24 protein-coding genes are annotated in these 23,491 nt (G+C 66.9%); 17 read left to right on the top strand and 7 right to left on the bottom strand.

Annotation, left to right across the window (positions count from 1 at the left end):
• Nucleotides 1-52: 52 nt before the first annotated feature.
• The 6 genes from DIS04_RS09915 to DIS04_RS09890 all read left to right on the top strand — a co-directional run bounded on the left by DIS04_RS09915 (nucleotide 53) and on the right by DIS04_RS09890 (nucleotide 6,068).
• Nucleotides 53-868, top strand: coding sequence for a GntR family transcriptional regulator (locus DIS04_RS09915; protein ID WP_111413597.1), 816 nt, complete (start codon nucleotides 53-55; stop codon nucleotides 866-868).
• A 185-nt stretch (nucleotides 869-1,053) separates the two neighbouring features.
• Nucleotides 1,054-2,463, top strand: a complete 1,410-nt coding sequence (gene leuC, locus DIS04_RS09910) for a 3-isopropylmalate dehydratase large subunit (protein ID WP_111413596.1) — start codon at nucleotides 1,054-1,056, stop codon at nucleotides 2,461-2,463.
• The gene (gene leuD, locus DIS04_RS09905; RefSeq protein WP_111413595.1) at nucleotides 2,463-3,101 is read left to right on the top strand and encodes a 3-isopropylmalate dehydratase small subunit; all 639 of its coding nucleotides are present in this window, start codon (nucleotides 2,463-2,465) and stop codon (nucleotides 3,099-3,101) included. The genes leuC and leuD overlap by 1 nt, the downstream gene beginning before the upstream one ends.
• A gap of 67 nt (nucleotides 3,102-3,168) precedes the next feature.
• Nucleotides 3,169-4,170 (top strand): TRAP transporter substrate-binding protein DctP, encoded by a 1,002-nt coding sequence (dctP, locus tag DIS04_RS09900; protein ID WP_111413594.1) that lies wholly within the window; start codon nucleotides 3,169-3,171, stop codon nucleotides 4,168-4,170.
• Nucleotides 4,171-4,248: 78 nt separating this feature from the next.
• The gene (locus DIS04_RS09895) at nucleotides 4,249-4,755 is read left to right on the top strand and encodes a TRAP transporter small permease (RefSeq protein WP_111413593.1); all 507 of its coding nucleotides are present in this window, start codon (nucleotides 4,249-4,251) and stop codon (nucleotides 4,753-4,755) included.
• Complete coding sequence (locus DIS04_RS09890) at nucleotides 4,755-6,068, top strand: TRAP transporter large permease (protein WP_111413592.1); 1,314 nt, start codon at nucleotides 4,755-4,757, stop codon at nucleotides 6,066-6,068. Before DIS04_RS09895 ends, DIS04_RS09890 begins: the two co-directional genes overlap by 1 nt.
• Before the next feature lie 67 nt (nucleotides 6,069-6,135).
• Here DIS04_RS09890 and hepT read toward each other — a convergent pair whose 3' ends face one another.
• From hepT to DIS04_RS09860, 6 genes are all read right to left on the bottom strand, one after another.
• The gene (hepT, locus tag DIS04_RS20760) at nucleotides 6,136-6,342 is read right to left on the bottom strand and encodes a type VII toxin-antitoxin system HepT family RNase toxin (protein ID WP_245904536.1); all 207 of its coding nucleotides are present in this window, start codon (nucleotides 6,340-6,342) and stop codon (nucleotides 6,136-6,138) included.
• 199 nt (nucleotides 6,343-6,541) lie between these two features.
• Complete coding sequence (mntA, locus tag DIS04_RS09880) at nucleotides 6,542-6,958, bottom strand: type VII toxin-antitoxin system MntA family adenylyltransferase antitoxin (RefSeq protein WP_111413591.1); 417 nt, start codon at nucleotides 6,956-6,958, stop codon at nucleotides 6,542-6,544.
• Nucleotides 6,959-7,055: 97 nt separating this feature from the next.
• Nucleotides 7,056-8,180 carry a kynureninase gene (locus DIS04_RS09875; protein WP_245904535.1) on the bottom strand — a complete coding sequence of 375 codons (1,125 nt, stop codon included), beginning with the start codon at nucleotides 8,178-8,180 and terminating at the stop codon, nucleotides 7,056-7,058.
• 215 nt (nucleotides 8,181-8,395) lie between these two features.
• Nucleotides 8,396-9,265 carry a tryptophan 2,3-dioxygenase gene (gene kynA / locus DIS04_RS09870; RefSeq protein ID WP_111413589.1) on the bottom strand — a complete coding sequence of 290 codons (870 nt, stop codon included), beginning with the start codon at nucleotides 9,263-9,265 and terminating at the stop codon, nucleotides 8,396-8,398.
• A gap of 74 nt (nucleotides 9,266-9,339) precedes the next feature.
• Nucleotides 9,340-10,818, bottom strand: a complete 1,479-nt coding sequence (locus DIS04_RS09865) for a protein adenylyltransferase SelO (protein WP_111413588.1) — start codon at nucleotides 10,816-10,818, stop codon at nucleotides 9,340-9,342.
• Nucleotides 10,819-10,910: 92 nt separating this feature from the next.
• Nucleotides 10,911-11,594: a GntR family transcriptional regulator gene (locus DIS04_RS09860; RefSeq protein ID WP_111413587.1), complete on the bottom strand. Its 684-nt coding sequence runs from the start codon at nucleotides 11,592-11,594 to the stop codon at nucleotides 10,911-10,913.
• A gap of 172 nt (nucleotides 11,595-11,766) precedes the next feature.
• Here DIS04_RS09860 and dctP (DIS04_RS09855) point away from each other — a divergent pair, with 172 nt between their 5' ends.
• From dctP (DIS04_RS09855) to DIS04_RS09805, 11 genes are all read left to right on the top strand, one after another.
• Nucleotides 11,767-12,771, top strand: a complete 1,005-nt coding sequence (gene dctP / locus DIS04_RS09855) for a TRAP transporter substrate-binding protein DctP (RefSeq protein WP_111413586.1) — start codon at nucleotides 11,767-11,769, stop codon at nucleotides 12,769-12,771.
• Nucleotides 12,772-12,832: 61 nt separating this feature from the next.
• A complete protein-coding gene (locus DIS04_RS09850) occupies nucleotides 12,833-13,354 on the top strand; it encodes a TRAP transporter small permease subunit (protein ID WP_218938150.1) in 522 nt (173 codons plus the stop codon).
• A gap of 3 nt (nucleotides 13,355-13,357) precedes the next feature.
• Complete coding sequence (locus tag DIS04_RS09845) at nucleotides 13,358-14,692, top strand: TRAP transporter large permease (RefSeq protein ID WP_111413585.1); 1,335 nt, start codon at nucleotides 13,358-13,360, stop codon at nucleotides 14,690-14,692.
• Between the two features lie 14 nt (nucleotides 14,693-14,706).
• The gene (locus tag DIS04_RS09840) at nucleotides 14,707-16,068 is read left to right on the top strand and encodes a malonyl-CoA decarboxylase (RefSeq protein WP_111413584.1); all 1,362 of its coding nucleotides are present in this window, start codon (nucleotides 14,707-14,709) and stop codon (nucleotides 16,066-16,068) included.
• Nucleotides 16,065-17,582, top strand: a complete 1,518-nt coding sequence (locus DIS04_RS09835) for a malonate--CoA ligase (protein WP_111413583.1) — start codon at nucleotides 16,065-16,067, stop codon at nucleotides 17,580-17,582. Before DIS04_RS09840 ends, DIS04_RS09835 begins: the two co-directional genes overlap by 4 nt.
• A 10-nt stretch (nucleotides 17,583-17,592) precedes the next feature.
• The gene (locus DIS04_RS09830; protein ID WP_111413582.1) at nucleotides 17,593-18,540 is read left to right on the top strand and encodes a D-2-hydroxyacid dehydrogenase family protein; all 948 of its coding nucleotides are present in this window, start codon (nucleotides 17,593-17,595) and stop codon (nucleotides 18,538-18,540) included.
• 12 nt (nucleotides 18,541-18,552) lie between these two features.
• Nucleotides 18,553-18,954 (top strand): carboxymuconolactone decarboxylase family protein, encoded by a 402-nt coding sequence (locus tag DIS04_RS09825; protein WP_111413581.1) that lies wholly within the window; start codon nucleotides 18,553-18,555, stop codon nucleotides 18,952-18,954.
• A gap of 75 nt (nucleotides 18,955-19,029) precedes the next feature.
• A complete protein-coding gene (locus DIS04_RS09820) occupies nucleotides 19,030-19,956 on the top strand; it encodes a siderophore-interacting protein (RefSeq protein WP_111413580.1) in 927 nt (308 codons plus the stop codon).
• A 97-nt stretch (nucleotides 19,957-20,053) separates the two neighbouring features.
• The gene (locus DIS04_RS09815) at nucleotides 20,054-20,656 is read left to right on the top strand and encodes a 2-hydroxychromene-2-carboxylate isomerase (RefSeq protein WP_111413579.1); all 603 of its coding nucleotides are present in this window, start codon (nucleotides 20,054-20,056) and stop codon (nucleotides 20,654-20,656) included.
• Nucleotides 20,657-20,833: 177 nt separating this feature from the next.
• Nucleotides 20,834-21,115 (top strand): EF-hand domain-containing protein, encoded by a 282-nt coding sequence (locus DIS04_RS09810; RefSeq protein ID WP_111413718.1) that lies wholly within the window; start codon nucleotides 20,834-20,836, stop codon nucleotides 21,113-21,115.
• A gap of 219 nt (nucleotides 21,116-21,334) precedes the next feature.
• Entirely contained in the window at nucleotides 21,335-21,853 is a 519-nt protein-coding gene (locus DIS04_RS09805) for a helix-turn-helix domain-containing protein (protein ID WP_162623044.1), read from the top strand.
• Between the two features lie 65 nt (nucleotides 21,854-21,918).
• On the opposite strand, the gene DIS04_RS09800 is transcribed toward DIS04_RS09805, so the two are convergent.
• Complete coding sequence (locus tag DIS04_RS09800) at nucleotides 21,919-23,349, bottom strand: amidase (RefSeq protein ID WP_162623043.1); 1,431 nt, start codon at nucleotides 23,347-23,349, stop codon at nucleotides 21,919-21,921.
• Nucleotides 23,350-23,491: the final 142 nt, after the last annotated feature.

The raw sequence follows: 23,491 nt of genomic DNA, 5'->3' as shown, positions 1-23,491 counted from the left end.
GCACTTCATCAACCCGCTCATAGCGATCCGCCACGAGAACAAGGACCGAACCATGACCGATACGCATGCGAATGCCGTCGGAGGCACCAAGTCCCATCGCATCTATCTGCTGCTCAAGGATGCAATCCTCAGCGGCCGGCTGGCACCCGGGCGCAAGCTGCCCGGCGAGCTGAAGCTGGCGGAGCAGTACGGTGTTTCACGGGTCACGGTCAGGCGCGCCATGCAGGCGCTCAACGAGGCGGGGCTGGTGGCACGCAAGCCTGGATTGGGCACCGTGGTGCTGGAACAACCGCTGGACGCCACGGTGATGACCGCTAGCGTCGCCAACCTGATGCCCAACCTGGTCAAGATGAGCAAATCGTCCCGGGTGCGGCTGCTGGAGTTCTGCTACGTCAAACCGACGGAGCCGGTGCGCGAAAGCCTCGGGCTGCGCGACGGAGAGCGCGTACAGCGCTCGATCCGCGTGCGCATGGCCGATGACAAGCCGCTCTCCTACCTCGTCACCCATGTGCCGGAGCACATCGCCCTGCACTACAACGAGGCGGATCTGGCGCAGACCCCCCTGTTCGCCCTGCTCGAACGCAGCGGCGTGAAGGTCGACCATGCGGCCCAGACGATTTCGGCCACCCTGGCCACCCACGAGGTCGCCGAAGCGCTGGACGTCTCGGTGGGCTCGCCGCTGATCTCACTGACCCGGGTGGTGTACGACGAGGAAGGGCATGGCGTGGAGCATCTCGATGCGCTCTACCGCCCCGACCGCTACCGCATCCAGATCGACCTCAACCGTACCGGCGACGAGGCAGCCCGATATTGGGAACCGGTAGCTACCGAGTCTGAGCCTGCGCAGGCGGAGCCCCACGAGGCCTGAACGCCCGGACGCTCTACCAGCCAAATGTTCTATTTATAGGACAGATTAAAAAGACAATAAAATACATTTGACCTGTGGCATGCGCTTGGGATAGTTGTATGTGACAGGCATGTAGATTGACAGACAACGACACGCGAAGTGGCCGAACGCCACTCACTAGACGCAGCCGCGGCGAAGCGAGCGACATGACCAAGCCAAAGACCCTGTTCGACAAGGTGTGGGACGCCCACGAGATCCTGTGCAGCGAAAGCGGCCAGAGCCTGGTGTGGATCGATCGGCACTTCGTGCACGAGGGTTCCTTCCATGCCTTCAACAAGCTGCGTGAGCGCGAACTCTCGGTGGCTCGAGCCGACCTGACCTTCGGCATCGCCGATCACTACGTGCCCACCCTGACCCGCCACCTCGAAGACATCGGCGACGCCAAGGTTCGCGGCATGATCGAACAGCTCGCCGCCAACACTCGCGAGCACGGCATCACACTGTTCGGCCTCGACGACCCGCGCCAGGGCATCGTCCATGTGCTTGGCCCGGAGCAGGGACTCACCCAGCCCGGGCTGCTGATGGTGTGCGGCGACAGCCATACCTCCACACACGGCGCCTTCGGCTGCATCGCCTTCGGCATCGGCGCCTCGGAAGTGGCCCATGTGCTCGCCACCCAGACCCTGTGGCAGACCCGGCCGAAGAAGATGCGCCTTACCGTCGATGGCGAGTTGGCTCCCGGCATTTCAGCCAAGGATATCGCGCTGACCTGGATCGCCCGTCTGGGGGCGGATGGCGCCCGCGGCTACGCCATCGAATACGCCGGCAGCGCCATTCGCGGCCTGTCGATGGAAGCGCGCCTGACGCTGTGCAACCTCTCCATCGAGGGCGGTGCCCGCTGCGGCATGATCGCCCCCGACGAAATCACTTTCGAATACCTGCGCGAGCGCCCCTTCGCTCCTCGGGGCGAGCAATGGGACCAGGCGCTAGCCTACTGGCAGACATTGCAGAGCGACCCCGACGCCCGATTCGACAGGGAAGAGACATTGGCGGCCGCCGAGATCGCTCCCACCGTAACCTGGGGCGTCTCGCCGGAGGAGGCGCTGCCCATCGACCAGTGCGTGCCCGACCCGTCGCGCATCGAGGACGCCGCGCGTGCCCGACAGGCACGCGACAGCCTGGACTACATGGGCCTGGCGCCCGGTCAGGCGCTCACCGATGTCGCCATCGACCGCGTCTTCATCGGCTCCTGCACCAATGCCCGCCTGGAGGACCTGCGCGCCGCCGCCGAGATTCTGCGCGGCCGCCGCAGCAAGGTGCCAGGCATCGTCTCGCCGGGCTCCACCCAGGTGAAGCGCCAGGCGGAGGCCGAAGGGCTGGACGTCGTGTTTCGCCAGGCGGGGCTGGAGTGGCGGGAATCCGGCTGCTCCATGTGCGTGGGCATGAACGGCGACCTGGTACCGCCGGGCGAACGCTGCGCCTCAACCACCAACCGCAACTTCAAGGGCCGTCAGGGACCGGGCGCCAGGACCCACCTGATGTCGCCGGCCATGGTCGCCGCGGCGGCCGTGGCCGGGCATCTGGCCGATGTTCGCGAGCTGTCAGGAGCCGCATGATGGAACCGATCAAGACACTCGATGCCTTGGCCTGTCCGCTGCCACGGGCCAATGTGGATACCGACCAGCTGATCCCGGCACGCTTCATGAAGGAACCGCGCAGCGTCGGCTATGGCCAGTTCCTGCTTCACGACCTTCGCCATGACGAGGACGGCCGACCAGTCGAAGGGTTCATCCTCAATCATCCTCAGGCGGCACAGGCGAACACGCTAGTGGCACGTCGCAACTTCGGTGCTGGCTCATCCCGAGAGGCCGCGGTCTACGCCCTGGTGGACTATGGCTTTCGCTGCGTGATCGCCCCCAGTTTCGGCGACATCTTCGCCTCCAACTCGGTCAACAACGGCCTGCTGCCGGCCACGGTCAGCGAGGAGGACGCCGAAACTCTACTCGCGACCCTGGGCGAGGCGCCCGGCTCGCTGCACATCGACCTGGAGGCGCAGCGCATCAGCGTCGGCGACCTGAGCATTGTATTCAGCATCGCCCCGACCTGGCGCACCAAGTTGCTCAACGGCTGGGACGATATCGACATGACCCGGCAGCACGCGCAGGCGATCCAGCGCTTTGCTGACGGGTACTCACAGCAATACCCCTGGTTCGACGTGACAGTAACCGCCGGGAAGATCATCTCCCGGGGCTGACGCTTAACCGCCCCATGGGGCAACAGCAAGTAGCATTACATACTCGATGTCTACAAGGAGAACAATCATGAACAAGCCTCTCATCGTCTCTCTCGGCCTGGCCACGATGATGGCCTCCGGCCACGCCCTGGCGGTCGACCGCATTACCGCCGTTCACGCCTTCCCGCCGTCACTGATCTATACCGAGAGCTTCCTCGAGTTCGTCGACAAGGTGAACGAGCGCGGCGAGGGCGTCGTGCAGATCGAGGTGCGCGGCGGCCCCGAGGTGATCGGGCTATCCGAGCAGCCCGACGCCGTGCGCAACGGTGTGGTCGACATGGCCTACACCGCCGCCAGCTTCTATGCCGGCACCGTGCCCGAGCGCGACGCCCTGGTGGCCTCCAATACCAATGCCATCCATGCCCGCGAGAACGGCGGCATCGACCTGCTCAACCAGATCCACCAGGACAAGATGGGCGTCTACTACCTGGGCTGGTTCGACAGCGGCGTAAGCTACAACCTGTATACCATCGACGAACCGAGCCTGGACGAAGAGGGCAACCTCAGCGTTTCCGGGCTGACCCTGCGCAGCAACCCGGTGTATGACGCCTTCTTCCAGGATTACCTCGGCGCCGAGCCGATCAGCCTGCCCACCACCGATGTCTACTCGGCGCTCGAGCGCAATGTCGTCAATGCCACCGGCTGGACCCAGATCGGCCTGAAGGACCTGAACTGGGACCGCTTCCTCAACTACCGCATCGACCCGGCCTTCTTCTCCACCGACATGGGCGTGATCGTCAACCAGGAAAGCTGGAACGGCCTCACTGAGGAAGCCCAGCAGATCCTCCAGGAAGTCGCCATCGAGCACGAGCGCGCCAGCGCCGAGCGCTTCGAGGTGCTGGCGGAAGAGCAGCAGGCCGAACTGGAGGCCGACGGCATGGAGGTCTTCCGCCTGGAGGGCGAAGCCGGCAAGCGCTATTCCGAAGCCGCCCGCGAAGCCACCTGGGAGCGCATGCGCAGCCAGATGGAGCGTCATCCGACGGGCCTGGAGCACTACGATGAGCTGATCGAAAAGTTCAACGACCTGTAAGCGTCGCGGGGCCGGCCACCATGCAGTCGGCCCCATGGTTTCGTTCGCTCCGACACTCCTTCGCCTTCGGGTATTCCTATGCATTACGCGAGTCGTGCTTATCGGCTGTTGCTCAACGGCATGGCCCTGCTGGCCGCCATCATGCTGGTGTGGTTGATGGTGGCCATCGTGCTTTCCGTATTGATCCGCAACCTGGGCCTGCAGCCCTCGGCGTGGTTCTTTCTCTCCACCGAGTACGCCATGTTCTACCTGACACTGCTGGGGGCACCCTGGCTGGTCAGGCACAAGGGGCACGTGCACATCGAGCTGCTCACCTCGATCCTGCCCCCTGCGGCACTTCAGGTGCTGAGCCGCCTGGTGGCACTGCTCTGCGTGGCGGTATGCGCAGTGCTGGCGTGGAAGGGCTATGACCTGGTGTCGATGAATTTTGCACGCAACGACTATGACGTGCGCGCCTTCTTCGTGCCGAAGTGGATCCTTACCATCGCCTACCCGGTGTGCTTCACCATGATGGCCATCGAATTCGCCCGCTTCGTGGTCGGGCGGGACATCCTTCACAGCGGCGAAGCGGGGATCAAGGAATAATGGAATGGTATCTGGCCCTGGCCTTTCTGCTGGCCCTCATTCTCGGCTTCATGGCCATTGGCACGCCCATTGCCCTCGCCTTCCTGGCGGCCAACGTCATCGGCGCCTGGCACTTCATGGGCGGTCAGAACGGTCTCATCCAGCTCTTGAACAACGGCTTCGGCGCACTCTCCAGTTTCAACCTGGTGCCGATACCGCTGTTCCTACTGATGGGTGAGCTGTTCTTCCGCACCGGCCTGGGCATGCGCATGTTCAATGCCATCGATCAATTGATGGGCAAGGTTCCCGGGCGGCTCTCCTACGTGACCGTCGTCGGGGGCACCGGTTTCTCCACCCTGAGCGGCTCGTCGATGGGTTCCACCGCGCTGATGGGCTCGCTGCTGGTACCGGAGATGGAGCGACGCGGCTACAAGAAGCACATGGCCATCGGCCCGATCCTGGGTACCGGGGGCCTGGCCATCATCATTCCGCCATCGGCGCTGGCGGTGTTGCTGGCCACGCTGGCCAAGGTCGACATCGGCGCCCTGCTGATCGCCGGCATCCTGCCGGGCCTGGTGCTGGCCGGCCTCTACTTGGCCACCATCTGGATCCAGACACGCATCGATCCCCAAGCGGCACCCAACTATGAACTCGAGCCGGTGCCGTTCGCCCAGAAGCTGAAACTGATCGGCTCCGACATCCTGCCGATGATCAGCGTGATGGTCTTCATCGTGGCGCTGATGCTGATGGGCTTCGCCACGCCCTCAGAGGCGGCGGCATTCGGCGCCCTGGGGGCCATCGTGCTGGCGGTGATCTATCGCTGCATGACCTGGGAGGCGTTCAAGCTCTCCGTCATCGGTGCACTGAAGGTCACGCTGATGGCCTACCTGATCGTCTTCGGCTCCGCCACCTTCAGCCAGCTGCTGGCCTTCTCGGGCGCTTCCAGCGGGCTGATCCAGTGGGCCACCAGCTTCGATCTGGCGCCGATCCTGATGCTGCTCGCCATGTTCGCCGTGCTGCTGGTGCTCGGTACCTTCATGGAGCAGATCTCGATCATGATGCTGACGGTGCCGTTCTTCTTCCCGCTGGCCCAGGTGCTGGGCTTCGACCCGATCTGGTTCGGCATCATCATGCTGCTGGCGCTGGAGATCAGCTTCTCAACCCCACCGCTGGGGCTGCTGCTATTCGTGATGAAAGGCGTCGCGCCCAAAGGGACCAGCATGCGTGAGATCTATGCCGCGGCCATCCCGTACATCCTCTGCTCGATGCTACTGGTGGCTATCCTGATTGTCTTCCCCGGGATCGCCACCTGGCTGCCCGGGATGATCAACTAGCGAGAAACAAGGGCACACAGATGTGAACTGAGCAACACTCGGTTGTCTCGGTTGAAAGGAGCAAGCTTCAGCGGAGTGATGGGTCCATGAACACGCGGGCAAACTGCCTGAACTGTTCGAGATGGTCGCGGCAAATGGCGAACACCACCTGCCAGTTAACCGATTCGTAATTGAGGACCACGATATTGCGAAAGCCGACCGATTTTCTCAAGTTGTCGGCAAGCTCCTGGCTGATCAGCCCACGCTCTGCGAGTACCTCGAAGCTTTGACCCATGGTGATGGGGGTGACGTCAGCTCGTGGTGCTCTGCGATCCAGTGCGAAGCGATGTCAACGCAGAGCTGAACGGCACGGGTGAGATTGAGCGCCAAGATGTCCTGAGCATCGACATCTGCTTCCAGGGCCTCGACGCTGCTCGGGCAGCGGCTTTCGAGTCGCATGATGCAGCGGCGCAACGACTCCAGTTATTGATTGATCAGGAGTTGATCCATGCCGCCTGCCTCGCCTTGAGGATCCGCTGCTGCAATGGAACGAAATCCTCGTTGTCGATGATGTTGCGGTAGACCAGCCGAGCCCAGGCCGAATCACTGCCTTTCAAGCGAACTCCCGAGGTGACGATCTGTGTCAGCAACGGCTGGCCGGCCGTCTTTAGATCAACCAGATCCACAGGGCGGGAGCACGCCAGGGCCAGCGCCTCGATCAAGACTATCTTCTTGTCGCTGGTCAGCGGGCGGCGAGCCTCCACTGCGAGGTCGAGGTCGCTGTCGGGCCTGGCGCGCCCCTTGGCGAGCGAGCCGAATAGCACGACCTGCTCGATCTCTTCGAACGGCGCAAGCGCCCGAAGGATCAACTGGTGAAGCTCAATGTCATCACGACGATGCGTGGAAGGCATGTCACGGCCTCGAAGCGTCAGATACGACCAGTGTACCCCCAAGAGCAGCCACTGTGCATGAAAGCCTACGGAATCAGTCGTTGGCCTGGGCAGCCCTTCAGGTCACCGCCCCGCGCTGCTGAAAGCGCGGCGCCAGATGCTCGCCTGCGCTCAGCACCTCACGCAGCTGCCGCGCCGCCTGCCACACGTCCTCGTGGCTCAGGTAGAGCGGCGCGAAGCCGAAGCGCATCAGCCCCGGCTCGCGGTAGTCGCCGATCACGCCGCGCGCGATCAGCGCCTGGACGATGGCATGGCCGTGCGCTGGCGCCATCAGTCCTACCTGGCTGCCGCGCTGCGCCTCGTCCGGCGTGATGTCGCTGAGGCCGTGCTGCCCCAGGCAGTCGGCCAGCGACTCGCGGAACAGCGCGATCAGGCGCTGGCTCTTGTGGCGCAGCGCCGCGAGATCCACCCCCTGCCACAGCGTCAGCGACGCTTCCAGCGCCGCGAAGGCGAGGGGCGAGTGGGTGCCGGTACGGAATTGCGAGATGCCGGGCGCCGGCGCGTAGTCGGCCTCGAAGGCAAACGGCGCCGCGTGCCCCAGCCAGCCCGAGAGCGGCTGCCAGCCCTGGTTCTGACAGTCGCGCCGCACGTAGAGAAAGGCCGGCGCGCCGGGGCCGCCGTTGAGGTACTTGTAGGTACAGCCCACCGCGTAGCGCACGCCGCAGGCGGCTAGGTCGACAGGCAGCGCGCCTGCCGAGTGGGCCAGGTCCCAGACGACCTCGGCGCCGCTGGCATGTACCTGGTGCGTGATTGCCGCCATGTCGCGCAGGCGCCCGGTGCGATAGTGCACGTGGCTGAGCACCACCGCCGCCACCCGCTCGTCGAGACAGGCCTCCAGCGCCTCGCCTTCCGGCACGACCCGGTGCTCGAAGCCGCCGAAGCGACAGAAGCCCTGGGCGATGTAGCCGTCGGTGGGAAAGTTGCCCCCTTCACTGAGGATCACCGGCCGCGCCCGGCCTTGCCCCTCGGTGATCCCCTGTCCCTCGGTGATGTAGCCCAGCAGCTTGTAGAGGTTGTGGGTAATGGTGTCGCTCACCAGCACCTCCCCCGGCGCGGCGCCCAGCAGCAGCGCCAGCCGGTCGCCTAGCCGCTCGGGCGCGTCGAACCAGCCCTGGTTCCAGCCCTGGATCAACGAGTCGCGCCACTGCGCCATCAGCGCTTCGACGGCCTCGGCGGCAGCCACCGGCTGGGCGCCCAGGGAGTTGCCATCGAGATAGATCGTTCCCTCGGGCAGGGCGAAGCGGCTCTTGTAGGGGCCAGCGGGTCCTGGCGATCCAGCTCACGAACATCATCGAGAGTCGAGGGCATGGCACGCTCCGGCGGTAGCGGGGTCGGGCACTCGGGCCGCGCGACGTGGCTTGCGCTGGCACAGCGGAAGTGAGAGATCGTGGCGTCGCCTCACTTGGCGCCCTCCTCGAGTGTGGTACGTACCGACCACAGCTCGGGAAAGAACTGCAGGTCCAGCGCCTTGACCAGGAAGGAGGCGCCGCCGGTACCGCCAGTGCCGGCCTTCTGGCCGATGATGCGCTCCACCGTCTTGAGATGACTGAAGCGCCACTGCTGGAAATGGTACTCGGTGTCGACCAGCTTCTCGGCCAGTTCGTAGAGTTCCCAATGGTGTTCGACGTCGCGATAGATCGCCGCCCAGGCCTGCTCCACCGCGGCGCAGGGCCGATAGGGCTGCGCCCAGTCCCGCGCCACCACCGACTCGGGAAGTTCGAAGCCGCGCCTGGCCAGCAGTTGAAGGCTGACGTCGTAGAGGCTCGGCGCGTGCAGCACCTCGCTGAGCCGCTGATAGTGGGTCGGGTGGCGGCGGTGCACCTCGACCATCGCCGCGTTCTTGTTGCCGAGCAGGAACTCCAGCTCGCGGTACTGGAAGGACTGGAAGCCCGAACTCTGGCCGAGGCTGTCGCGAAAGCGCGCATAATCCGCCGGGGTCATGGTCACCAGCACCTCCCAGGCATTGATCATCTGGGCCTGGATCCGCGCCACCCGTGTCAGCATCTTGAACGCCGGGCGCAGCCGATCGGCGGCGATGCTGGCCGCCGCGGCGTGGGCCTCGTGCAGGCACTGCTTGAGCCACAGCTCCGACACCTGATGAATGACGATGAACAGCATCTCGTCATGCTCGTCGGTGCCGGGCTGCTGGGCCGACAGCAGCGACCCCAGCTGCAGGTACTCGCCGTAGCTCATCGGCGGGTCCCAGTGGACGCCCTCCTGCGAGAGATCCAGCGCCCCGCCGCGCGGCGCTTCGTCGTGCCTGGTCATGGCCGCCCTCCTGCTCTTCGTGCCTACCCACAGTATACGAGGGGCGCGTGCTCGGCCCGGGGCGTGCCCCGGTTTCAGGTCCCGCAAAAGGTGCGGAACACCCGCTCGGTGGGCTCGGCCGGCCGGGCGTACTCCTCGCGGCCGGGCTGGTCGTCGTAGGGCCGGGTGACGACCTCGAGCAGGGTCTCGAAGGGGCCGAAGTCGTTCTCGTCCATGGCCGCGGTCAGCGCCTGCTGCACGCGGTGGTTGCGCGGGATGAAGGCCGGGTTGGCCAGGCGCATCCGGTTGGCGAGTTCGCTTTCCGAACCCGTTTCATGAGCGAGCCGCTGGCGCCACTCCTCGAGCCAGCCGGCGATCTCCTCGGGGCGCTCGAACAGGGCCACCAGCGAGGCGTCCGCCTCGGCGCTCTCGGCGGCATCCGCCAGGCGGCGGAAGGTCAGGGTGAAGTCGGCGCGGCCGCGATGCATCGACGCCAGCAGCGCTTCGACCAGCGTCTTGTCCTCCGGCTTCGGCTGCTGCATGCCGAGCTTGGCGCGCATCACCGCGAGCCATTCGGCCTCGTGCTGCTCGGCGTAGCGCTGCAGCAGCTCGGTGGCAAGCTCCACCGCCCGGTCGGTGTCGTCGTCGATCAGCGGCAGCAGGGCCTCGGCCAGGCGCGCCAGGTTCCACTGGGCGATCCACGGCTGGTTGGCGTAGGCGTATCGCCCGCCCTCGTCGATGGAACTGAACACCATCTGGGGGTCGTACTGCTCCATGAAGGCGCAGGGCCCGAAATCGATGGTCTCGCCGCAGATCGAGGTGTTGTCGGTATTCATCACGCCGTGGATGAAGCCCACCCCCATCCACTTGGCGACCAGTGCCGCCTGGCGCGCCTGCACCGCTTCCAGCAGGGCCAGGAAGCGCTCGCCGCCCTGGCGCGACTCGAGTTCGGGATAGTGGCGGCCGATGACGTGGTCGGCCAGCTCGCGCACGCCCTCGAGGTCGCCGCGGGCGGCAAAGTACTGGAAGGTACCGACGCGGATGTGGCTGGCGGCGACACGGGTGAGGATGGCCCCCGGTTCGGGGACGCCGCGCACCACGTGCTCGCCGGTGGTCACCGCGGCGAGCGCCCGGGTGGAGGGAATGCCCATGGCGTGCATCGCCTCGCTGACCAGGTACTCGCGCAGCACCGGGCCCAGCGGCGAGCGCCCGTCGCCGCCCCGCGAGAAGGGGGTGCGCCCGGCGCCCTTGAGCTGGATGTCGCGCAGCCGGCCGTCGCGGTCGGTCACCTCGCCGAGCAGCACGGCACGGCCGTCGCCCAGGCGCGGCACGAAGCCGCCGAACTGGTGCCCGGCATAGGCCTGGGCCAGCGGCTCGGCGCCTCGCGGCACCACGTTGCCCGAGAACCACACCGCCGCCTCCTCGGGGTCGAAGGCGGAGAGATCGAAGCCGAGCGACTCGGCCAGCGGCCGGTTGAAGGCAACCAGGCGCGGCTCGCGCACGGGTACCGGCTCGAAGCGCTCGTAGAAGCGCTCCGGCAGGCGGGCATAGCGAAGGGTGAAGGGGGGAAACATGGCGACTCCACTGGCGTTCCTGCCCGTCACTGTAGGCGGGCGAAGGGCGAAAATCGAGCGCGGCGACCGCCCGCCCCTGCCGCCGTCACAGCCTAGCCGGTGGCGCTGACGGGCTTCTCGAACTCGCGGATGCTGGCGACGAAGTCGCTGAAGCGCTCGCCCTGGATCAGCACGTGATCGCGCAGGGCGTACTCCGCCGCCGCCGGATCGCCGGCCTCGATGGCCGCCACCACGGCGCGATGCTCGCGCAGCGAGCTGTGCATGCGTTGGCGCACCTGCAGCTGCAGGCGCCGGTAGGGCTTGAGGCGCTGCTTGAGCTGGCGCGCCTCACCGAGCAGGAAGGCGTTGTGGCTGGCGCGATAGATGCAGTCGTGGAAGGCCTCGTTCTCGTAATAGTACTCGTCGGTATCGCCGGCCAGGGCGGCGGCCTCGCAGCGCTCCAGCGCCCCGCGCAGCTCGGCGAGCTCGGCGTCGTTGATGCGCCGCGCCGCCAGGCGCCCGCACATGCCCTCGAGCTCGGCCATGACCTCGAACATCTCGATCAGCTGGTCGATGCCCACCCGCGCCACGAAGGTGCCCTTCTTCGGCGTGACCGTGACCAGCCCGCTGGCGACGAGCTGCTGGATCGCCTCGCGTACCGGGGTGCGCGAGACGTTGAACTCGCGGCCCAGCGCCTCGGGGTCGAGCCGCTCGCCGGGGGTCAGGCGGCCGTCGATGATGGCGTTCTCCAGCGAATCGCGCAGGCGCTGCGCACTGGAGCGCTTGGGGCTGGTCATGGTCACACTCCTGCCTTCACGGCGTCTCGTGAACGGACGTTCCTAGCGGCATTTTTACTGTAACGGATTTGACATGGGTATACGCAAGCGCTATTGAAGTATACATCAGCCGAGCTGATAAACATCACAAAGTCCTAACTCCTACATAAGAACAACCCTGTGGAGACGCCAAATGCTACGCCACAACACCCTACCCACCCTCGCCGCCACCCTCGGCTTGGCCATTGCCTTCAGCAGCGCCGCTTCCGCCAACACCGTGCTGCGCGCCTCGCATCAGTTTCCCGGCGGCAAGGGGGACGTGCGCGACGAGATGGTGCAGATGCTCGCCGAGAAGGTCGCCGAGGCTGATGTCGGCCTGGAGATCGAGGTCCACCCCGGCCAGTCGCTGTTCAAGGCCGATGAACAGTGGGGCGCCCTGGTTCGTGGCCGCCTCGACATCACTGCTCTGCCGCTCGATTATGCCAGCGGGCGCCACCCGGAGTTCTCCGCCACCCTGATGCCGGGTCTGGTGCGCAACCACGATCACGCCCAGCGCCTGAATGACTCCGAGTACATGGAAATGATCAAGGAGGTCATCAACGAGGGCGGTGCCCGAGTGCTGGCCGATGCCTGGCTGGCCGGCGGTTTCGCCTCCAGCGAACAGTGCATCACTTCGCCAGACACCGTGGAGGGCCAGAACATCCGCGCCGCCGGTCCCGCCTTCGAGGAGATGCTCGAGGCCGCCGGCGCCTCCATCGCCTCCATGCCCTCTTCGGAGATCTATACCGGCATGCAGACCGGCGTGCTGGACGCGGCCAATACCTCCTCCATGTCCTTCGTCTCCTTCCGCCTCTTCGAGCAGGTCGAGTGTCTGACCGAGCCCGGCGACTACGCCCTGTGGTTCATGTACGAGCCGATCCTGATCTCCAATCAGAGTTGGGACAAGCTCAACGAGGAACAGCAGCAGGCCTTGACCGAAGCCGGCCAGGCCGCGGAAGAGTTCTTCGCCGGCGAGGCCGCCGGGCTGGATGACAAGATGGTCGAGGTCTTCGAGGAAGAGGGTGTCGAGGTGGTCAGTATGAGCGAGGAGGATTACCAGGCCTGGCTCGAGATCGCCAAGGAAACTTCCTACAAGAACTTCGCCGAGAAGGTAGAGAACGGCCAGGCGATCATCGACGCCGCCCTCGCGGTGGAATGAACCGACTCATCCCTTGACGACCGGCCGCCCTCGGGCGGCCACTCCCTTCCCGGAGAGCCCCATGTCCCAACCGAATCCATCCGCGGTCGTCGACCGTGGCGGACCTCTGAGCGGCTTCATCCACCTGATGGACCGCATCTCGCGGTGGATGGCCTACCTCGCCGCGGCGCTGTTCGTTGCCGGTACCTTTGTGATCTGCCAGATGGTCTTCATGCGCTACGTGGTCGGCGTCAGCACCAGCTGGCAGACCGAGTTCACCATCTTCTCGGTGACCGCCGCCATGCTGCTGGGCAGCCCCTACGTGCTGCTGACCGGCGGCCATGTCGCCGTGACCGTGTTGCCCGACAAGCTCGGCGGCATGCCCAAGCGAATCATGAACCTGATGGCTTCGCTGGTGGGTCTGGCGTTCTGCGCCTGCCTGGCCTACGCCGCCTGGATCTACGTGTTCGAGGCCTGGCACGGCGGCTGGACCACCGGCACCGTCTGGAATCCCCCGCTGTGGCCAGCCGTGCTGCCCATGGCCGTGGGCGCCACCCAGCTGACGCTGCAGTACGTCGCCGAAATCCTGCGCAGGGAGGGCTGAAGCATGGATCCCGTTATCGCCGGCATCCTCGTCGCCATCGGCCTGATCGCGCTGATGGCCATCGGCACCCCGATCGCCTTCGCCCTCGGTGGCATATCGCTGATCGCCCTGGTCGCCAGCCGCGGCGTCGCGGAACTGACCTACTTCGGCGAGACCTTCTATGATCGCATCGCCGAGTTCGGCTTCATCGCCATCCCCATGTTCATCCTGATGGGGGCAGCCGTGGCCTCGTCGCCCACCGGACGCGACCTCTACCGCTCGCTGGACCTCTGGCTCGGCAAGCTGCCCGGCGGGCTGGCGATCTCCAACATCGGCGCCTGCACTCTCTTCTCCGCCCTCTCCGGCTCCTCGCCGGCGACCTGCGCGGCCATCGGCAAGATGGGCATCCCCGAGATGCGCAGCCGCGGCTATCCCGATGGCGTGGCCGCGGGCTGCATCGCCGCGGGCGGCACCCTGGGCATCCTGATCCCGCCCTCGGTGACCATGATCATCTACGGCATCTCCACCGAGACCTCGATCGGACGCCTGTTCATCGCCGGCGTGGTGCCGGGCTTCATGCTCGCCGGGCTGTTCATGATCTGGACCCTGATCGCCTGCAAGCTGGCCGGCGGCTACCAGAACCCCATGGCGATCAACGCCGAGGCCCTCAAGCGGACGATACGCCAGAACGTCGACGCCAACCTCAAGGCGCTGGTGCGCGTGCTGCCCTTCCTGGCCGTGGTCGGCGGCATCCTGTTCGCGCTCTACGGCGGCGTGGCCACGCCCTCGGAGGCCGCCGGGGTGGGCGCCTTCCTGTGCCTGGCACTGGCCATCATCATCTACCGCATGTGGCAGGTGGGGCCGATCAAGCTGATCATGCGCGACGCGCTGCGCGAAAGCGTGATGATCATGCTGATCATCGCCGCCGCCGAGGTGTTCGCCTACGCACTGTCGTCACTGTTCATCACCCAGACCGTGGCCGGCGCCATCGCGGACCTCGAGGTCAATCGCTGGGTACTGATGGGCGTGATCAACCTGTTCCTGCTGGTGGCCGGCTTCTTCCTGCCGCCGGTGGCGGTGATCGTGATGACCGCGCCGATCCTGCTGCCGGTCATCCTGGCCGCAAACTTCGACCCCTACTGGTTCGCGGTGATCCTGACCATCAACTTGGAAATCGGGCTGATCACTCCGCCGGTAGGACTGAATCTCTTCATCATCAACAGCATCGCACCGGACATCTCGCTGCGTAACGTGTTGATGGGCAGCCTGCCCTACGCCCTGTGCATGGTGCTCGGGATCCTGCTGCTGTGCTTCTTCCCGGGCATCGCCCTGTGGCTGCCCAACCTGATCATGGGCTGAGCGAGAGTGACATCATGAACATGACCTTCCTGCAGGAGCTGTTCAACAGCATCACCCAGCGCGATGCCCGCCTGTGGCGGCGGCAGGGCGAGCTCACCGCGCCCGACCACGCCCAGGTGCTCGACGCCTGCCGGGCGCTGCTGGAGAGCGACGGCGAGGCCTCGAGCATCAGCCTGGCGAGTCGCGCCCTCTCGATGTACAACCGGCTGACGGAAGACCAGCGCACGCGCTTCTTCGAGGGGCTGGCCCGCGACTTCGCCGCCGACCCGGCGCGCATCGACGAGACCTACGCCGCCTATCGCGACCAGCGCGACAACCCCAGCCTGCACGCCCTGTTCGACGCCTGCGAGCCGCGCCGCCAGGAGCTGTTCCGCCGCCTCAACCTGGCCAGCAACGGAACCTTCGAGCTGGTACGCATGCGTGAAGGGCTGCTCGAGCGCATCCGCGAGCGCCCCGACCTCGGCGCCATCGATGCCGACTTCGCCCACCTGTTCGGCTCCTGGTTCAACCGCGGCTTCCTGATGCTCAAGCGCATCGACTGGAATACCCCCGCCTCGATCCTGGAGAAGATCATCCGCTACGAGGCGGTCCACGAGATCCGCGACTGGGACGACCTGCGCCGACGCCTCGACGCCCGCGACCGCCGCTGTTTCGCCTTCTTCCATCCGGCCATCGGCGACGAGCCGCTGATCTTCGTCGAGGTGGCGCTGTGCAAGGGCCTGCCCGAGCGCATCCAGCCCATCCTCACGGGAGAGGGCGCCGGACGCGAAGTCGACGACCCCGAGGCCGCCGACAGCGCCGCCTTCTTTGGCATCAGCAACTGCCAGACCGGCCTGCGCGGGATCTCCTTCGGCAACTTCCTGATCAAGCAGGTGGTGCAGGAGCTCAAGCTGGAACTGCCCCAGCTCAAGCACTTCGTCACGCTCTCGCCGGTGCCGGGCTTCGCCCACTGGCTCGCCGAACGGCGCGACGACGACGCCCTGCCCGACGAGCTGAGCCAGGTGCTGCAAGAGCTCGACGCCGATGAGTGGCATCTCGACCCGGCCCGCAGCGAACGCCTCAAGGCGGTGGTCAAGCCGCTCGCCGCCCGCTACCTGGTCGAGGAGAAGAACGCCCACGGCCTGCCGCTCAACGCGGTGGCGCGCTTCCATCTCGGCAACGGCGCGCAACTGCATCGCATCAACTGGCTCGGCGACACCTCGCCCAAGGGCCTGAAACAAGCCGCCGGGCTGATGGTCAACTACCTCTACGTGCTCGACGACATCGAGCGCAACCACGAGAACTACACCGCCAACGCCACCGTGGTCTGTTCCAGCGAGGTCCGCGACCTCAACCGCCGCGCCCGCAAGATGGCCAAGGGAGAGCCTGCCAAATGAGTCACAACCTCTTCGAAACCTTCGCCGCCCGCATGCGCGATCGCGGCACTGCCGACTTCATCACCACCCGCGACGGCCGTCGCTACGCCTATCGCGATGCCCTCGAGGTGAGCGCCCGCCTGGCCGGCGCCCTGGTCGCGCTGGGCGTGTCCCCCGGCGACCGGGTCGCGGTGCAGGTCGACAAGAGCCCCGAGGCGATTCTGCTCTACCTGGCCTGCCTGCGCATGGGCGGCGTCTACCTGCCGCTCAATACCGGCTATACCGCCGACGAGATCCGCTACTTCCTCGGCGACGCCGAACCGGCGCTGTTCGTGTGCCGCCCCGCGGCCCTGGAGGAGGCCCGCAAGGTCGCCGGCGAGAGCGGCTGCCCGGCGGTGGAGACCCTCGGCGTCGATGCCGACGGCAGCCTGATGGCCAGGGCCGAGCGCGCCGAGCCGTTCACCGGCATCGAGCCGCGGGCGCACGACGACCTGGCCGCCATCCTCTACACCTCGGGCACCACCGGACGCTCCAAGGGCGCCATGCTGACGCACCGCAACCTGGGCTCCAACGCCGCGACCCTCAAGCAGGCGTGGCGCTTCAGCGCCGAGGATCGGCTGATCCACGCGCTGCCCATCTTCCACACTCACGGCCTCTTCGTCGGCTGCAACGTCACCCTGATGGCCGGCTCGAGCATGCTGTTCCTGCCCAAGTTCGATGCCGACGTGATCTTCGAGGAGATGCCCCGCGGCACGGTGCTGATGGGCGTGCCGACCTTCTACACCCGCCTGGTCCAGGACGCGCGCCTCACCCCCGAGGCCACCGCCAACATGCGCCTGTTCGTCTCCGGCTCCGCCCCGCTCACCGCCGAGACCCACCAGGCCTTCGCCCAGAAGACCGGCCACGCCATCCTCGAGCGCTACGGCATGACCGAAACCAACATGAACCTCTCCAACCCCTACGACGGCGAGCGCCGCGCCGGCACCGTGGGCAAGCCGCTGCCGGGGGTGGAGTACCGCATCACCGACCGCGAGACCCACGCGCCGCTGCCCCCGGGCGAGATCGGCATGCTCGAGATCCGCGGCCCCAACGTCTTCATCGGCTACTGGCGCATGCCCGAGAAGACCCGCGAGGAGCTGCTCGACGACGGCTTCTTCGTCACCGGCGACCTGGCCATGACCGACGAGCAGGGCTACGTGCACATCGTCGGCCGCGACAAGGACCTGGTGATCTCGGGGGGCTACAACGTCTATCCCAAGGAGGTCGAGCAGGTGATCGACGAGCTGGAGGGCGTGATGGAATCGGCGGTGATCGGACTGCCCCACCCCGACTTCGGCGAGGGCGTGACCGCCGTGGTGGTCCGCCAGCCGGGCGCCGCGCTGGAGGAGCAGCAAGTGCTCGACCACCTGGAGGGGCGGCTGGCAAAGTACAAGCAGCCCAAGCGGGTCTTCTTCGCCGATTCCCTGCCGCGCAACACCATGGGCAAGGTGCAGAAGAACGAGCTGCGCAAGCGCTACCAGGACACCTATCGCTGAGAGAACGCCCATGAAGATCGTGATTCCCGACGACTACCAGGACTGCGTGCGCCACCTCGACGCCTTCGCCAGGCTGCGGGGCCACGACGTCAGCGTCTACCACGATACCGTGGCCGACGAGGACGCCCTGGTGGAGCGCTTCCGCGACGCCGAGGCCCTGGTGCTGATCCGCGAGCGCACGCCGATCGGGGACTCCCTGCTGGCCCGGCTGCCCAGGCTGAAGGCGATCAGCCAGACCGGCGGCGGCGCGGCCCACGTCGACCTGGCCGCCTGCAAGCGCCACGGGGTCACGGTCATGGCCGGCACCGGTTCGCCCCATGCCGCCGCGGAGCTTACCTGGGGCCTGGTGCTGGCGGCCATGCGCCACATTCCCGAGGAGTTTGCGAACCTCAAGGCCGGCCGCTGGCAGCGTACCCTGGGCACCGGGCTCAAGGGCCGCACCCTGGGGGTCTTCGGCTACGGCAAGATCGGTCGGCTGGTCGCCCGCTACGGCCAGGCCTTCGAGATGAACGTGCTGGTGTGGGGCCGCGAGGGTACCCGTGCGCGTGCCGCCGAGGCCGGCCTCGACGTGGCGGCAAGCCAGGCCGAACTGTTCGAACGCAGCGACGTTCTGAGCCTGCACCTGCGCCTGAACGCCGACACCCAGGGCATCGTCAGCGCCGCCGACCTGGCGCGCATGAAGCCCGGCGCCCTCCTGGTCAACACCAGCCGGGCGCCGCTGATCGAGCCGGGCGCGCTGGTGGCCGCGCTGCGCGAAGGCCGCCCGGGCCGGGCCGCGGTGGACGTCTTCGAGCAGGAGCCGGTGACCGATCACCCACTGCTCGCGCTGCCCAACGTGCTCGCCACGCCCCACCTGGGCTACGTGGAGCAGGACAGCTACGAGCGCTACTTCGGCGATGCCTTCGACAACCTGCTGGCCTTCGACGCCGGCCGGCCGGTGAATAACCTGGCCGAGTGAGAGGAGAGTGCCATGACGTCGTCCCACGACCGCCTCGACCCCGATGGTCTCGCCACGCGCCGCGAGGTGCTCGGCGACGCCTACGTCGACAATGCCCTGGCCCAGGCCGACGAGTTCGGCTGGCCGCTGCAGGAGCTGGTGACGCGCAACTGCTGGAACGACATCTGGAACCGGCCGGGGCTGGCACGCCCCACCCGCAGCCTGGTCAACATCGGCATGCTGGTGGCGCTCAACCGTCCCCACGAGCTCAAGGTGCACCTGCGCGGCGCGCTCAACAACGGCTGCAGCGAGGAGGAGATCCGCGAAGTGCTGCTGCAGTGCGTGCCCTACTGCGGCTTTCCGGCGGCCATGGACGGCATGCGGGTCGCGCGCGAGGTGATCGCCGCCTACCGCGAGGAGCAGGCCGGCGGTTGAGCCAGCGCTCGACAGCATTGAGAATTATTATCATCGGTGTTAGCCTGCCGCCATCACCCGCGGAGTCGTCTCCTCATGGCCAAGCAGAGCTACCAGGTCTTCGACATCACCCTCGCGCGCCGCACCCGGCTCACGCCCTCGCTGGTCCGGCTCACCTTCACCGGCGCCGACGTGGTGCGCATGGCCACCCATGCCCCCGACCAGCGCATCAAGCTGTTCTTTCCCGCCGAACCGGGCAGCCTCGAGGCCCTGTTCGACTGCGTCGCGACCGAGCCCGACGACTGGTACGCCGCCTATCGCGGCCTGCCGGAGTCCCTGCGCCCGCCGATGCGCACCTACACCATTCGTGAGCTGCGCGCCGAGCGTGGCGAAGTCGACGTCGAGTTCGTGCTGCACGGCGACGAGGGCCCCGCCTCGCGCTGGGCGATGCGCGCCCGGCCGGGCGACCGCCTGGCCATGACCGCCCCCGTCGCCGAGGCGGAAAGCCTCGGCGTGGGCTACGAGTGGAAGCCGCCGCGCGGGGTGAAGCGCCTCCTGGTGGTGGCCGACGAGACCGCCCTGCCGGCGACGGTCGGCATCCTGGAGACGCTGGCCGCACGTGCCGACCGCCCGCAGGTGGACGCGCTGATCGAGGTCCCGCTGGGCGACGACGCCCGGCCGCTGGCCATCACCGCCGGGGTGCGCTGGCTGCCGCGCGACGCCGCGCCCGGCTGCGCCCACGGCGAGCGCCTGCTGCGCGCGGTGCGCGACGTCGACCTGCGCGCCGAGATCGCCCGCCTGGCCGACACCAGCGACCATGCCGAGGGCCAGGACGAGCCGGCCGACGACGAGCTGCTGTGGGAAGCGGCAGCGACCGACGACGGCGCCCCCTTCTACGCCTGGATCGCCGCGGAGAGCAAGGTGGCGCTGGGCATCCGCCGCTATCTGGTCAACGAGTGCGGGCTGCCCAGGCGCTGCGTCAGCAGCATGGGCTACTGGCGCGAAGGCAAGGTGCTGGGCTGAGCGACCCGCACGCCCCACGGCCTTGGAAAAATCGGGACACCCGGGCGTGGGGAAGCTAGCCTCAGGAAACCGTACGAAACGGAAGCGAGGAGCCCCCATGCCCAAGCGCATCACCTACTACCACAGCCTGGTCTCGCCCTGGACCTACCTGGGCCACGCCCGCCTCGGCGAAATCGCCGCCCGCCACGGCGCCAGCGTCGATTACGTGCCGGTCACGGTCAGTGCGGTCTTCCCCCGCACGGGCGGCCTGCCGCTACCCAAGCGAGCCCCGGAGCGCCAGGCCTACCGCCTGGTGGAGCTGCGGCGCTGGCCGCGCCTGCTGGGCATTCCGCTCAACGTGGAGCCGAAGTTCTTCCCCGCCGACGATCGCCCCGCGGCGCGCCTGGCGCTGACCGCCAAGGCCCGGGGCCACGACATCGCCGCGCTGTCGCTGGCCATCCTGCGGGCCTGCTGGGCCGAAGAGCGCGATATCGCCGACCTCGCCACGCTGGAGGCGATTGCCGACGCCTGCGGCCTGGATGGCCGGGCACTGCTCGAGGAGTCGGAGACGGAGCCTGGCCAGCGGCGCCTCGACGAGGCCTGCGAGCAGGCCATCGCCGCCGGCTGCTTCGGTGTCCCGTGGTACGACGTCGAGGGAGAGCCGTTCTGGGGTCAGGATCGCCTCGATCTGGTGGAGAAGAAGCTCACCGGCGAGCTGTGAACCCGTCCGCCAAGCGTGGACGCTCGGGCCGTGCCGGGCCGCCCCCATCGCACAGCAGAAACGTGCAAAGCACCGCACGCCCGGGCAAGCCCTGCCGCCCTCGACCTCCCATCATGTCTACGATGAGCTGCACCGCGGCTCGTCCCCGTCCCTGACACATGACAGGAGGTCGCCACCATGAGACTTCGCACCCTTGCACTCCTGCTTGCCCTGGCGCTCGTCCCGAGTACGGCGCTAGCCGATCGCCCCTCCCCCGAGGAGGAACCCATGATGACCCGTAGCGGCAGCATGGAGGCACCCTTGATCAAGCGTCACTTCGACCAGCTCGATACCGACCGCGACGGACTGCTGTCCCAAGCCGAAACCATCGGCGCCTCGCTATCCGACGCGTTCTGGGAACTCGACCGCAACCGCGACGGCTATCTCAATCGGCGGGAGTACGACTATCACCCGAACTGATTATTCGCCTCAGCTCGTCTCGACGCGGGTGCCTAGGCATCCGCGTCACTGTAGGAGGAGAAATTTCACCGCGCTCGCGTTCGCCAGGGAGCGCTGCCGTTGACCTATACTCTTATCGTTCATTGACCAGGACCCAGCCCTCAGAGCGACAGGGATCTCCAGCCGCCCCAGGGCGCTTGCGCTTTCGGTGGCGATGCGATGACGCCGCTTTTGACCAGGATGCCCCGTCCCCCGGGCCTCGTGCCCGAGGTGCGTCGGCGACTGGCCCAATTGCTCGACGAAGCCGAAGCCGCCTTGCCCAGGGACCAGGAGGCGGCCCGTGCCAGCCTGGTCCAGGCCCTGAGGCTGCTGACCCAGGCAGCCACGAATCCCCTGCCGGAGCCAAGCGTGCATGGCGGTCTCGTCGGCTGGCAGATCCGGCGCGTCGTCGCCTTCGTCGACGCGAACCTGGACGAGACGATCCGCGTCAAGGAGATGGCCGCCGAAGCGCGCCTCAGCCTCAGCCACTTCTCGCATGCCTTCAAGCTGACCTTCGGCGAACCGCCCCTGGCCTACGTGACGCGCCGGCGCCTGGCCCGTGCCTGCGAGATGATGCTCGCCGGCAACGCGCCGCTCTCGCGTATCGCCCACGACTGCGGCTTCTACGACCAGTCGCACTTCACCCGCCATTTCCACCGCCGGCTGGGCATGACGCCACAGCGCTGGCGACGCTTGCATGCAGAAGGGCCAAGTGACTGACGCATCGCGCGGGTTTAGCCCGGCGTCGCGCCTGGCGCTGATCGACAACGCTCCCCGTCCCACAGTCAGGAAGCGACAAACGGGTCGACTGGCGTGCTGGCACCAAATGCCGCCTCGATGACCTCGCCAGCCTCGAGCACCAGGTCGTCGCGAAAGCGGTCGGCATACAGCTGGACAGTCATCGGTGCGTTGTCGATCGGCCGGGTCGGCAACACGACAGCGGGGAAGCCGAGCAGATTGCCGGGGGTCACGAACCATTGCATGTCCAGCATCAGCTCGCTGCCGGCGGGCGACGCCACATCGGCGTCGTGCACGAAAGGCGCCGAAGGCCAGACGGGTCCCAACACGATGGGATATTGCGCAAAGAATGCCGACCAGGCGCGGCCAAGACGCGAACGCTCCTGATGCAGCGTGGCGTGTACCAGCGAAGGGTCGACCCTGACGATCAGGGCATCCATGAGCATGGCCGCCTCGTCACTGAGCGACGGGCGCAGCGAATCGGCCGTGAGGCTCAGGTCGGACATCTGGAATTGTGCCCACAGGTGATTGATCAGCTCGATCTCCGGCGGCACCGCCTCCTCCACCTGATAGCCCGCGGCGGCAAGCGTCTCGCCGGCCGACCACACACCGGCAGCAATGGCCGGTTCGACAACAGTGCCGGGCAGTGCTGTCACCATGGCCACCCGTCGCGGGACTCGCGGGCCTTCCAGCGCCACCGTGACCGAACGAGGGTCACGCAGATGCTGCCCGTGGACCTGCTCCAGCACCAGCCTGAGATCCTCAACGCGGCGGGCGATGGGACCTTCGGTTAGCATCAGTTGGGCGCTCAGGAAACCATCGCCGGCCCCACCGAAGGGAACCCGTCCCTGGGTCGGCTTCAAGGCGGCGACACCGCAGCAAAACGCCGGGTTTCTCAAGGATCCGCCGATGTCATTGCCGATACCAAGCGGCGACATGCCGGATGCCACTGCCGAGCCTTCTCCTCCGCTGCTGCCTCCCGCGGTCAACTGGGCATTCCACGGGTTGCGCGTAAGCCCCCTGAAGGGGTTGCTGGTGGAGACCCGCAGTCCCATTTCCGGCATATTGGTGCGCCCGATGGGGATGGCGCCGGCAGCACGCAAGCGCTCGACCACCGGCGCATCCTGCTGGGCCAATGCATTGGCGTTCGCTGCCAGGCCGAAGGTCGTCGGGGTACCGAGACAATCGATATTCTCCTTGACGGTAAACGGCACCCCATGAAGTGGCGGCAGACCGCCCTTTTGCTGCTTCTTGCGCTGGGCGTCGGCCGCGTCCGCCGCCTTGCGGGCCGACTGGTGCAGCGTGACGGTGATGGCATTCAGCGTGGGATTGACGGCCTCGATCCGTGCCAGATGCGCATCGACGACTTCGCGGCTCGAGACCTCGCCGGTTCTGATCAGGGTCGCCAACGCCGAGACGGAGTGCCGCCAGAGATCCTGCCAATGGCGAGGAGGCTGGGGAGAGGGACGCTGTTTCATGAATTCCCTTTCGTCGTGACCGTGACCTCCCCTGCCGAGGCGCCACGGGATGCGTTCCTGCATCGTCAAGCGTGTAGAGACCGGTGCCGGCAATCGGCCTGCAGAAGTGACAAGAGAAGGCACCGCCGTTCCGTGATGCCAC

The sequence above is a fragment of the Billgrantia lactosivorans genome (assembly GCF_003254665.1).
GTDB classification, from domain to species: Bacteria; Pseudomonadota; Gammaproteobacteria; order Pseudomonadales; family Halomonadaceae; genus Halomonas; species Halomonas lactosivorans.
The sequence above is the reverse complement of the archived record's forward strand: the minus strand, read 5'-3'. Positions and strand labels throughout refer to the sequence as shown.